Genomic DNA, 13,601 nt, shown 5'->3' on the forward strand with positions numbered 1-13,601 from the left:
AGGACTCAATTTGCTGATTATATTTTCAAGTATTCGTTTTGAGCTACATAGATATAGTTTTCGTTGCAACTGTTTGTTGAAATGTTTTATCATGCTCAACAATAACCATTGTGGGATTAAATTGTTGAATAAGCTCTTCGATTTGCATACGGGAATAGATATCTATAAAATTTAGTGGTTCATCCCATATATATATATGAGCTTTTTCACATAAGCTTTTAGCGATAAGCAGTTTTTTCTTTTGTCCACCAGAATAATGAGATATATCTTTCTCAAATTGAATTCGGTCAAAGTCCATCTTACGTAGGATGGATTTAAATAAGGTCTCATCAATCTTGTGCTGTTCAATAAAGTCTGATAGCGATCCCTTTAAATGAGAAGTATCTTGTTGGACATAGGAAATGATGAGTCCTGTACCTAAAATCACTAAACCTGTATGCTGTATCGGATGTCCTAGAATTAGTTTTAGGATACTACTTTTTCCGCTCCCATTCGTTCCATCAAGTACAATTCGGTCACCTTGCTCAACTATGAAGCAAATCGACTCATTCACAATTTGGTCATCGTACTTAACGGACACATCAACCAAAGTAACCAATTCATTTGATTTAAATTGTAATTGTTCCAATTTTAATGACTCAGTTTTCTCCACATTTTTTAGTAATTTTGACTTTTCTTCAATAGCTTTTTGTTGCCTTGATTCAAGGTTTTTTGCTCTTTTCATCATCTTGGCTGCTTTATGTCCTACAAACCCCTTATCCAACTTAGAGCCTGAATTCCTCGTTCCATTTTTTGAAGCTTCCACATCATGAGACCAACTTGCTGAACGCTTGGAAGACTGTTTTAATCTCCCTATGTCTTTTTGTAGACGCTCATTTGTAGCCTCTTCGTGCTCTTGTTGTCTATCAAAATTTAACTTCCAAGAAGAATAGTTACCACTTTGAACTTCAATATTTGCTCTATTTATAGATAGGATATGGTCAACGCACCCATCTAAAAAGATTCTGTCATGTGAAATTAAAATAAATCCTTTTTTCTTCCTTAGATAATCAGAGACTATCTTTCGTGCATCAGTATCTAAGTGATTTGTTGGTTCATCAATTAATAGGAATTGACCCTCATTTAAAAACAGTGCAGCAAGCAACACCTTTGTTTGTTCCCCATTTGATAATGTTTTAAATGGTCTGTACATGACCTCAGCATCAACATTTAAATAGGATATCTCACGCAGAAATTCCCAATCTTCTGCTTGGGGACAAATTTCTTCAAGGATTTCATGAGTGAATTTGTTCTTATCTGCAACAGGGTAGGGGAAGTAATTGAATTCTACCGAAGCAAGGATTTTCCCACTATACTCATAATTTCTTAATAATAAATTAAAGAATGTCGTTTTACCTCGGCCATTTCTACCGATAAATCCCAGTTTCCAATCCGTATCTATTTGGAAGTTAACATTCTCAAAAATATTATCAAAGCTACCTGGGTATGAAAAAGTTAAATCTTGGACTTTTATCATTGACATAATAATTCCTCCTTTATATATCGAAACGTTTCATATAAAGTCGGAACATCCATCCGTTTTTTATTGCTCTATATAAGTTTGATGGATATTAACGACTTATATAGAGCATTACATGTGTAACAATAGTGTCTGAAGTACTCATTTTTCTCGCTCCTTTATTTGTTAGGTACATGTAACAATTAATAAGTTCCAACTAACATAAACGGGAATAAAAAAATCCCCCAATTGTAATCGGAAGGATTAGTCTTTCGTCTATACTTAATAAGTACTTATTAATCATTTGAATCATGACAAATAAAGTATGAACTGAATTTTAAAAATGGATAGACTAACCCTATATTTTGTAGTTTGAAGTTATAAAATTCAACTTAAAATATAAATTAGTTAATCATTATTCATCCATCATTCCTTTCATAATTCTGCTTTTAGAGTAACATTCTTTTTAGGGAGATGCAATATCAGCTTCACCTTCACCTTCACCTTCACCTTCACCTAATCCTAGATTATTAATAATTCTTTGAGTTCGGAGGGAATATGAAATTGACATCAATTTAAGTTGTAACTATAATAGTTACAGGTAGTTTCGAAAACTAATTCGAATTTCTATGTTAAAGATAGTATATTTTCATTCCTTTTTAAGTGTGACAGTTAGCAACTAACTATAATTCAATAGAGGATTAGATTTTATCTCATATTTAAAGAGTAGATAAGTTGTACAATCCAAATTTACGATGCACAAATACTTGAAAAACTACATTTTTTAACTGATCCTTTATGGAATCCTCAGTATTGAAAATTGTAAACATCTAAAAAAAGTTAATAAGACTGTTGTGTGTAGAAAGAAATCTTTTAAAAAGGTCATAATATGGATAATAGGTAGCACACATTTTAATTAGTAGGAGTTGTGCCACTATCAAGACATTTCTTAATAAAAGTATAGAAAAAACTCAAGAAGGTGAGTCCATTGCGTAAACATGCATATGTGCAATTTTATGTATTGATATTGGCTTTAATAGCTTATATAAGCTTTTGCTGTATATTTTTATTTGTTCTTCCAAATCATTATTTCGTATCAGATTTTAATATCCGGCTATCATCTTTAGTTGTTGAAACTACTGTATTTATCTCATTACTGTATTCTATATTATCCAGAAAAATTAAGTTAGGAGTATTCTGGATTTGCATAATTATTGCGATAGGGTGTTTCCTGATAGGAAATTTCATATCTGCTTTTCAAGTACTTAATGTAGAATTACCAATACAAAATTTTAATATCTCTGATGTATTTTTGTTGTTTTTCTTATTTTTCTTTCTCTTTTCGTTTTTTTATAAAATTATGATGGAATGTAATAAATGGGAGAAAGCGTATTTACTTTGTGATTTATGCATTGTTGTTACTGCTATTTTTACATTAGAGTGGTACTTATTTAATAAACCTTCTGCAAATATCTTATTCTTTTCAATTGGAGATGTTTTTCTTTCATTTATTTTTCCGATTATAGATTTATTGCTTCTATTACTTGGAGTTACACTAATCTTTCGACCTGCTATTTTCAATGCAAAAAGTAAATTGTTTATTTTTATCCTAGTATTAACTGGATTGGCTATTACGGACTACTTATATTTTTACTTACAAGATGATTTGTCAGATCGTTCAGTTATATTATTAAGGTGTTTGTATAGAGTTTTCCTATTATTTATCGCTATTGCTGCTACAATCCCAAAGAATACTTCTTCTAAAAGAAATTATTTCATTGTCAATCCAACATTTGGAAGGAAGCTTCTTGTCATATTTCCTTATCTTGCAGTTGCAGTCTTAATTGGCTTTACTTTGAAAGAACAAACTTCTTCAGCTACATTGATTACGGGAAATTGTATTGCTTTTGTATTTGTACTGATTCGTCATACAATTGTACGAATGCAAAACAGAGATTTAACCGAGACCTTAAAAGTGTTTAATAATCAATTAGAACAAACAGTATCTCAAAGAACAAGGGATTTAATAAACAAATCTAATGATTTGGTAAAAAATCAAGAGAGATTTAAGTCTTTATATGAGTATCATCCAGATCCTATTTTAACGATTGATTCAAATGGTATCGTATTAAATATAAACCAGGCTGGAAGTATGTTATTAGGAAAAGAAAGTGCTGCATTAATAGGGAAAGAGTGCTTCTCTATTTTTTTAGATGAAGATAAATCTGAATTGGAATCGGCTATAAAGAAAGGGAAACGATGTAGTTCATCTTCGTTACAGTTACGTGTGAAAAATAACAATGAGAAGGATATCCTCTTTTGGTATGTCACTATAGTTCCTATTATGATAGAAGGACAAACCTTTGGGAGTTATGTAATGGTAAAAGACATAACGAGGATGAAACAACAACAGGATGAGATAAATTATCTTGCATTCCATGATACGGTGACGGAGATTGGAAATCGTATATTCTTCCAACAAGAATTAGATAGATCCATTAAGCGTGCACAAAAAACACAGGATAAGTTCGGGCTCCTGTATATTGATTTAAATCGCTTTAAGACCATTAATGATACATTGGGTCATTCAATTGGTGACAGAGTTTTAAAAGAAGTTGCCAAACGTTTTAGGACATGTCTGTCACCGACTATTCCTCTAGCAAGAATAGGTGGAGATGAGTTTGCAATCATTGTCCATAACCAAACAGAGCAACAGCTATTGGATTTGTGTAAAACTCTATTTCGTATAACTGAAGAACCATTTGTAGTAAATCAGCATAGTTTTTACTTATCTCTTAGTATAGGAATAGCGGTGTATCCATTTGGAGGAATAAATACTACTGCACTTTTACAACACGCTGATATCGCTATGTATAGCGCAAAGGAAAAAGGTAACAATGCTGTTTGTATGTATGACGAGACATTATCTCAAAAAGTAACTCGTCGATTACGATTAGAACAGGATTTACCAAATGCAATTGAAAATAATGAGTTGTTTTTATTGTATCAACCACAAATTGATAGTAAGGCAGGTAAGGTTATTGGTGCAGAGGCTTTAATACGATGGCAACATCCAGAGCTTGGGCTGATTTCTCCTTTTGAGTTTATACCTATCGCAGAAGAAACGTCGCAGATTATTTCAATTGGGAAGTGGACGTTACAGAAAGCGTGTCGACAACTGAAAGAATGGCATTCTGCGGGCTTTTCAAATCTAAAGATGGGGATAAATTTATCAGCTATAGAGTTTGAACAGAAAGATTTTGTTCAAACAATGATATCTACCATAGAAGAGATAGGAGTACCTGCTAATTCGATTGATTTGGAATTAACAGAGCGAATAGCAATGGTAGATGAAAAAGAAACCTTATCGAAGTTAAAAGTATTAAAATCATATGGTGTACATTTATCAATTGACGATTTTGGTACAGGTTATTCTTCACTAGCGTATTTGCCTCTTTATCCAATTGATACTTTGAAAATTCCAAGAGAATTTGTTAATAGGATCGGAACTTCTACTGATGGAGATGAAATTATACAAACCATTATTTCACTTGCTCATACCTTAAACATGAAAGTGATAGCAGAAGGGGTAGAAACGAAGGAACAATTAACAGTGTTACAACGTAATGCATGTTATCTAATTCAGGGCTATTACTACAGTAAACCTGTAAATGAAGATGAATTCATCGGTTTTTTAATTGCAGTGCAAATGAATAAGTGAAAAATTGATATATGTATGAAGTAAAGTGAAAAGACGTTCTATCCATTTGGAGTAGAACGTCTATTTTATGTTTATTTTCAGTAGTTATGCAGTTATGTTTCAGCCTTTGAGAGTAAAATAAGTATCTATATTCCTTGTGTTAGGGATAATTTTAAAAAAAAATTATTTATAGCTATTATATTTTATTGGTGGGTATTGCTCTCGGTTAATATCTCTAACGTCTTGTTTATAAAAATATGACGTCCATGTTTTATAGGTCTTTTTATTAATTCATTTGTCGTCCCTTGTTGTGTTCTTTTGTACTGGTGTTTATATAACTGATTTTTTAATATTTATATTAAATCTAACCAATCTATTTTTTTGGGTGGGGGAATTGCCATATTCCTGTAACAAAACAAAGGTATGTTATGTGTGTAAAATATAAAGAGAAAGAAGGAAAAGTCGTGAAAAAAATTTTGCCGATTGTTGCGTTATTAGGCATGATCAGTTTTGGAGTACAGGAAATGAATGTAAGAGCTGATACCTATCATAAGAGCGATTCAAAAATTAGTTTTTTGGATTCGAAAAGAAAGGGTACTAATTTCATGAATAGTACGTCATTACCTGAAAACTATAAAAGTGCAAAAGAAGCTAATATTGAATATGTTCGTTTAGCACCTGATAAATGGGCGAAAGATAAAGATTTTCTATTTGAAGATAAACCAGATACTTCTGGAAAGGATTTTCTGATAGGTAATGCAGATAACTATCAGGGATTAGTAAAGGAAGATCTAGAAAAATTAAAGGCGGATTTAGATGCCGCACAATCACAAGGAATGAAAGTTGTTCTTACAATGTTATCCTTACCTGGTGATCGATGGCGCCAATTTAATAATAATAAGAATGACGACAGAATATGGGAAGAAGAAAAGTACCAAGAACAAGCAAGTCAATTTTGGAAGGACCTCGCTCTAGAACTAAAAGATCACCCCGCGGTGGTTGGTTATAATATTATAAATGAACCACATCCAGAAACAGCTAAAAATAATAGATATAATGATTTTTGGACGGAAGATTACGAGAAATGGTATGCAAAAGTAGAGGGAACGACAGCAGATTTAAACAGATTTTATCAAAAAGTAATCAATTCCATTCGTGAAGTAGACCAAGAAACACCGGTTATTTTAGATTCAGGTTTATACGCTACTCCATGGGCCTTTAAATACTTAAAGCCAGTAAAGGATAAAAAAACGCTTTACGCATTTCATATGTATGAACCATATGAATTAACGAGTCAAGGTGAAAAGAAAAATAAAGAATATCAATATCCAGGATTAGTAAAAGTAGGAGACTTAGAGAAACCTGTAATGTGGAATAAGCAGGGATTAGAGAAGTTTTTGAAGCCAATCCAACAATGGTCTAAGAAAAATCATGTACCATCTAATCGAATTATCGCAGAGGAGTTTGGAATTAACCGTACTGTTCCAGGTGCTACCCAATACATGCAAGATCTTATTTCTATCTTTAACCAAAAAGGATGGCATAAATCATTCTATGCATTCCGTGAAGACACATGGACAGGGATGAATTATGAATTGGGAACAGAAAAAATAAAATGGGATGAAGAGGGTAAACCGATGCGTCAAGATAATTCACTCTGGGATGTAATAAAAAAAGATTTACAAACGCGTAAATAGTTTAGAATATTAGGCCAAAGGACTAAATGTAAGCATCTAATTCAAATAGAATTAGATGCTTTTTATTTCGAAAAAAGGTGGAGTTGAATTAAAGATTCCATCTTTTCTTTTGCATAAAGAGTACCAATCAGGTTTATTTACAATGAAAAATAAGATTTTTAGAGAATAGCTTAGAAAAAATTGTGGAGGTTCAAACAAATGTGGTCACAATTGTTTAAATCTTTAAAGTGAAAAATTTTTATGAATTTTTCGTGAGATCAAAACCCTTAAATGTTGTAATTTATTTACTTATTTCTCCAATTGGATATATTTCTCTAATTGGATGGAAGTTTAGAATACAGAATTAAAACATAAAAGGCTGTTATCGATGAGTTTATCGTAAAGTTGTTATTTAATGTGTCATCAAATAACATGTATATACAATAATACATAAAGAAAAGGAGATATTTATGAAAAAATATAGAGTAATAGACACAGCTTAAATAGTATGAATAGTTTAGATTGTAAAAACATGAAGAAGAAAACAAAAAAACTTAAGAGTACTAAGGGAAAATGAGGGAGATAATATGGGGAATAATTCAAAACATAAAACTAGAAAAATACTTGCGGCTACTGCTACAGTAACTATGCTTGCGACTGGAATGATTTCTTCATCGGATGTCTTTGCGGAGCAAAAGGAGCAGCAAAAAAAATTATCGACATCACTGCAAAATGAAAAGTCAGTTAAATCAGAAAATATGGCGTTTGCAGTCCCAGGAAAAGGGGATGTTGAGGTACTGAAACAACAGGAAAGAAAAAGTATGGCATTTAGTCCATATGAACCAACTGGTTTATATGCAAAGCCAAATGAACAAATAACGATTAATGTAGAAGGTAACCAAGATATTCAGGTATATATTGGAACGTATTCGTATGATGCTTCTTGGAGAGAAGATTCTAAGATAAAATCATTTACATTAAAACCTGGTATAAACACAATCCAATCTCCAAATGGGGGGATGATTTATTTTTATAATAAACAACAAGGTGGTACCATTCGAACAACAATCACAACAGGTGGAACGACTACGCCTTTCTTTGAACTAGGAAAGCATACGAAACAAGATTTAATAAACATGCTGGACCAATATCCTAATGCACATGCAGTGGAGTTAAAAGGAGAACGTGTATTAATTACGGCCAGCCCTGCACGTGTTAAGAAATATTTGTTGGGTTCTAATACAGATCCTGTACAACTATTGAAAAAGATGGATGAAGCTACTCGAATTCAAGACAAAGTAGCTGGATTATCCGAAGAACAAGTAGATAAACATTATATTCATTACGTAGAAGAAAATCATTCTCCCGATTATTATATGTATGCAACTTCTTATCGAACTGCATATGTAGGAGATGCAATCCAATACGTGTTAGATATTAATAAATTTATAACAGATGGCTGGGGTCCTTGGCATGAGACAGGACATTTGAGACAACAATCACCTTGGAAGTTTTATAATATGACAGAAGTACAAAATAATATATACAGCCTTTCTGTAGAAAAAGCATTTAATCAACCATCCAACTTAGAGAAAAGTGGAATTTATCCAAAAGCATTTCAATATCTAGAACAAGCGAATAAAAATTATGACGAAATTAGTGATGTTTTTGTAAAACTTGTTATGCTTTGGCAACTACAGTTAGCGTATGGAGAGAATTTCTATCCTAAATTGCATCAATTGTATAGAGACATGCCTTCAGGTGAACTTCCACAAACTGATGAAAATAAAAAACAATTATTTATGATTTCAGCATCAAAAGTAGCCAAACAAAATTTGATTCCTTTCTTTGAGAAGTGGGGATTACGTCCAAATAACGATACCATTCAAAAAGTAGCTGCATTAGGATATCCAATTTTAACAGCAGAGATTTGGAAGGGGACGGATTCTAATCCAATTAAACCAGATATGCCTAATGTAAATAATATTTTAGAAGGAAACCAGTTTGCATGGTCGCTGAAAGGGATTGGAGATTTTGAATTCGCAAAAGTAAATTTAAATAAATCAACAGAAGAAATGCAAATTGATCTAAAAGTAGGTGTACCACATAACTACTTTGATAGTACATATGCAAGTATTAAAGTGCAAAACACATCAGGTAAAGTAGTATATAACAAGGAGTTTTATGGGAATAAACAGCAAAATGCCGGAACACAAAAAGTTTCAGTAAAGACCGGCGATTTTATTGAGCTTACACATTTAGAAGGCGGAGAGAGGGCAACATTAATAAATTTAGATAATAATAAACGTGAAAGCCTTGATAAAAAAGTAATGTATGAAGTTACAAAGGATGGCCTGAAAAAAGTAAATCAAATTGTTAATCCGAAACCAGATACAGAAGCTCCCACACAGCCACAAGGATTATATGCAAGCAACCTTACTTCTAACAGTGTAGAGCTAAAATGGAATCCTTCTACAGATAATATAGGTGTAAAAGAATATCAAGTATTACGTGATGGACAATTGATTCAAACCGTACAAGGAACGACATTTATTGATCAAAACTTAACAGCTAATAAGGAATATAAATATGCAGTGAAGGCTGTAGATGCAGCTGGAAATACATCGATTCAAAGTGAAATTCTTCCGGTAAAAACCAAAGATCAAAATGTATCTTATGAAAAATGGGATCCAAAGAAGGCATATACAAAGGGCGATAAAGTAGAACATCAAGGGACAGTGTATGAAGCGGTTCAAAATCATCAAGGAAATGGTGACCTGAATTGGATATTTGCGTTATCTTTATGGAAACCACTTACAATCAAATAACATGTAAGAATCAGATGTGAAGATAGAACAACATAAAATTTGGGCAGTATTTTAAAGATTTACTGAATGTTGCTTGAATTTTGATAGATTTCTCTACTAAGTTATTATTCAATAATAAAAATTAGAAAAGGATGTAGATTAGTGATTAGTCAGAAAACGAAGAAAAGATTTAATGAAGTTATTATAATGACCGCAGCATGTAGCATGTTTTCTATGTTTGGAACGTCTATTTTGCACACTAAAGCTGCAACACATTCAGCTGCTCCAGCAGTTTATGTGAGTCCCCAAAATATACCTGCCTCAGATATTATTAGTATAGACTGGTCACCAGTTCAGACACCACCTTATACGTACTGGGCTGTACACAACTGGAATGCAGGTGGTGAAGCTGGAGGATATGCTGGTTTTCAACAACAAAGTGGGTTTGATGAAAATGGAAAACGTACTTTACATTTTGCCTTATGGGATCCAATTTCCTCTAAAGAAGCAATAAAGGCCGAATACTTATCTCCGAATTCGCAAGCTGGACCCTTTGGAGGAGAAGGAACAGGAATGAAGGTTCAAACAACTTATGGTTGGAAAGACTACAATTGGTACACAATGACAATGCGTTCATGGCAAGAAAATGGTCATACTAAATTTGGACAATGGATGAAAGATGTAATAAAGAATAAATGGCATCAAATTGCAATTATGGACTTTCCGGTTGCTAATGTTGCATTTAATCATGGATTAGGAATGTTTCAAGAAGACTGGGCTGATAGTGGACAGAATGTTCGAGAAGCGCGCCTGAAAAATGGTTATAGCCGAAAATTAGTTGATAAACAATGGAGTTCTTGGAATAATCAAAGTATTTCTGGAACGCAGGATAATACTTATCAATATGATGGAGGATCTACTTCAGAATATGTATGGGTCAAAGCAGGAGGTAATACGCAGTCTACTATTGGGTCAGGAAAAATATTCACGCTAAATCAACCTACTCAACCTGAAATAGGAAAACTAGATTTTGATATCCAATCTATATATTATGAAAATGAAAAATTAAATGTATCTTGGAAACTAAAAGAAAATAGTACACCTCAATTTAAGGGGAAAATTGAAATTTATAACAATGAAAATATAACGGGCCAACCTATTAACGTAATTGATGGTATTAAATCTTATCAAAATGGAATCAGTCAATCTATATCATTACCAACAAATGCTTATGCAAAAATTGTATTAACGGATATATTTGATCAAACTGTTGAGAAAAAGGTACAAATCAAAAATGAGTCTCCAAACATTTTTGAAGGTAATGAATTTGTATGGTCGCTGAAAGGGATTGGAGATTTTGAATTTGCGAAAGTAAATTTAAATAAATCAACAGAAGAAATGCAAATTGATCTAAAAGCAGGTGTACCACATGACTACTTTGATAGTACATATGCAAGTATTAAAGTGCAAAACACATCAGGTAAAGTGGTCTATAACAAAGAGATTTATGGAAACAAACAGCAAAATGCTGAATCGCAAAAAGTTCCAGTCAAAGTAGGCGATTATATAGAGTTAATACATCTAGAAGGTGTACATAGAGCTACTCTTACAAATGTAGATAATAGTAAACAAGAGAGCTTTGGAAAAAAAGCCATATACGAAGTTACAAAGGAAGGCCTGAAGAAAGTAGAAAAAATGCCAGAAGCAACAATTTTAGAAGGAAACAAGTTTGCCTGGTCATTAAAAGGATATAGTGATAGAGAAATTGCAAAAGTAGATTATGATAAAACGATAGAAGAGATGAAGGTAAAACTAGAAGCAGGTGTACCACATTCCTATTTTGCTAGTACGTATGCGAGTATTAAGGTCCAGAATCCTTCTGGTAACGTTCTGTATAATAAGGAAATCGTGGGAAATAAACAACAAAATGCTGAAAGCCAAGCTGTGCCCGTCAAGGTAGGGGATTACATTGAATTTACCCATATAGAAGGAGAAGCAACAAAGGAAAAAACGCGAGCAACTTTAATTAACCTTGAAAATAACAAAAATGAAACCATTGGAAAAACAGCAAGATATCAAGTTACAAAAGAAGGCTTGAAGAAAGTAGAAAAAATGCCAGAAACAACGGTTTTAGATGGAAATCATTTTGGGTGGTCTTTAAAAGGATATAGTGATAGAGAAATCGCAAAAGTTGATTATAATAGGACAACAGAGAAAATGCAGGTGAATTTAGAAGCAGGCGTACCACATTCTTACTTTAATAATACGTATGCAAGTATTACAGTAAAGAATTCAACCGGTAGTGTTGTGTATAATAAGGAAATAGTGGGAAACAGACAACAAACTGCTGAAATCCAAACGGTGCCCGTAAAAGTGGGAGATTACATTGAGTTTACCCATATAGAAGGGGAAGCAGTAAAGGAAAAGACACGCGCTACACTTATTAACCTTGAGAATAATAAACAAGAATATATAGGAAAAAAAAGAACCTATCAAGTTAATTCAACGGGATTAAACAAAATAGATTAACATGAAGAACATTCTAATTATTAGTTAGATGCAAATAGTCGTTCATTATGAACGGCTATTTGGCTTTTATTTAAAGAAAAGTGAAATGAAAATACTCTCTCTTTTGTATATACTCTCCTTGCCATCAACTGCTACATTTGTTTATCAGGGGGAAAAAATTTTAAAAATGTGCTTGAGAATTGATAAATGTTTAAGTGCTATAGATTTGAGAAAAAAGAAACAGAATAGTAAGGTATTTATTGATAAATTCTCTCTCGTGTTACAATATTTTACATATTTGGTATGATGTATATGAGTTTTATGTATATTAAGGGAGGAATGGGAATGAAGAGGTTCATAACATGTGCAAGTGATAATACAATTTCAAAAAAGTTAGTTTTAATGATGTTGCCGATGGTTTTAATGATATTGATGATTACACCATCAAATGATGTATCGGCGGCCAATCTATCAAAAGCAGGTTCACTAAAAGGCGTGAATTTATTTAATGGAAGTTGGACAGTTGCTATACAGGCAGCAAATTTACAATATGTTTCTGCTGAGCCTTTGGGAAATGTAATAGCAAATCGTAATGCAGTTAATGAATGGGAGAAATTTGAATTAATTCCGACTGGGGAATTATATACGTACGCTTTAAAAGCTAAAAGTAATGGGAAGTATGTTTCGTTTGAGCCAAATGGTAGAGTAGTAGCGGATCGTACATCAATTGGGGCATGGGAAAAATTTATCTTATATAATGGTGGGGATAATAGGATATATGTATTACAAGCACTAAGTAATGGTAGATATATATCAGCAAATGGTGGTAGAGAATTAACAGCTACTAGTTATGTAGCTGGAAGCTGGGAAAGATTTGTTATTGTATACTTCTAAACTTTGAAGTGTTATATATCTAAATAATAATGGCGTGTTTAGTTTGTATAAATGCCTAATACAAGAAAGTGTTAAGTATTTAATACAAGTGTATATTAACGTGTAAAAGGGCTGCAAGTAATTAGCAGTCCTTTTTGCATGTTAAATAAGGACTTACTGAGGTTATAATGAAAAGAAAAAGAACCCTATAGGGTTCTTTTTCAAGGCATATTAACAGTAAGGAGAATCATGAAATGCTACTTCAAATCTTTATTAGGGGAAAGATTTTGAATAAGCTTAACACACATCTATTTTTACATAAATGTAATATATGGTAAATTGATAATGTTTATACTTACTATTACTAATATTCAATTAAGATAGTTAACGCTGTGTATATAGTGTTAACTGACGTTTAGTACAGTATACATTTAGAAATTTAATATTAGATTTCATTTGTTAAAAAAGCTAATAGATATATTATTTCAAATTCTAACTAACATTTAAACGATTTTAATTGAAATTGGTTATGTATTAAA

General features: G+C 32.4%; 6 protein-coding genes. 5 read left to right on the forward strand and 1 reads right to left on the reverse strand.

All coding sequences use genetic code 11. The features are described from left to right. Positions 1-43 precede the first annotated feature (43 nt). Positions 44-1,522, reverse strand: a complete 1,479-nt coding sequence (locus COK05_RS01140) for an Lsa family ABC-F type ribosomal protection protein (protein ID WP_098611132.1) — start codon at positions 1,520-1,522, stop codon at positions 44-46. A gap of 964 nt (positions 1,523-2,486) precedes the next feature. Here COK05_RS01140 and COK05_RS01145 point away from each other — a divergent pair. The 5 genes from COK05_RS01145 to COK05_RS01170 all read left to right on the forward strand — a co-directional run bounded on the left by COK05_RS01145 (position 2,487) and on the right by COK05_RS01170 (position 13,083). Continuing rightward, positions 2,487-5,219, forward strand: coding sequence for a sensor domain-containing protein (locus COK05_RS01145; RefSeq protein WP_141538845.1), 2,733 nt, complete (start codon positions 2,487-2,489; stop codon positions 5,217-5,219). A gap of 407 nt (positions 5,220-5,626) precedes the next feature. Continuing rightward, positions 5,627-6,895 (forward strand): glycoside hydrolase family 5 protein, encoded by a 1,269-nt coding sequence (locus COK05_RS01150; RefSeq protein WP_098611134.1) that lies wholly within the window; start codon positions 5,627-5,629, stop codon positions 6,893-6,895. 566 nt (positions 6,896-7,461) lie between these two features. After that, on the forward strand, positions 7,462-9,702 hold the full coding sequence (locus COK05_RS01155) for a M60 family metallopeptidase (protein ID WP_098611135.1): 2,241 nt from the start codon (positions 7,462-7,464) through the stop codon (positions 9,700-9,702). 141 nt (positions 9,703-9,843) lie between these two features. Further along, complete coding sequence (locus COK05_RS01160) at positions 9,844-12,210, forward strand: putative mucin/carbohydrate-binding domain-containing protein (RefSeq protein ID WP_098611136.1); 2,367 nt, start codon at positions 9,844-9,846, stop codon at positions 12,208-12,210. 324 nt (positions 12,211-12,534) lie between these two features. After that, positions 12,535-13,083: a fascin domain-containing protein gene (locus COK05_RS01170; protein ID WP_098611137.1), complete on the forward strand. Its 549-nt coding sequence runs from the start codon at positions 12,535-12,537 to the stop codon at positions 13,081-13,083. Positions 13,084-13,601: the final 518 nt, after the last annotated feature.

The organism is Bacillus cereus (assembly GCF_002567495.1).
Lineage (GTDB): Bacteria > Bacillota > Bacilli > Bacillales > Bacillaceae_G > Bacillus_A > Bacillus_A cereus_AQ.

Bases quoted from the DNA above. Each gene is read 5' to 3' on its own strand.
- COK05_RS01170 (WP_098611137.1), top strand. From the start codon at position 12,535: ATGAAGAGGTTCATAACATGTGCAAGTGATAATACAATTTCAAAAAAG.
- COK05_RS01155 (WP_098611135.1), top strand. From the start codon at position 7,462: ATGGGGAATAATTCAAAACATAAAACTAGAAAAATACTTGCGGCTACT.
- COK05_RS01140 (WP_098611132.1), bottom strand. From the start codon at position 1,522: ATGTCAATGATAAAAGTCCAAGATTTAACTTTTTCATACCCAGGTAGC.
- COK05_RS01150 (WP_098611134.1), top strand. From the start codon at position 5,627: ATGTGTGTAAAATATAAAGAGAAAGAAGGAAAAGTCGTGAAAAAAATT.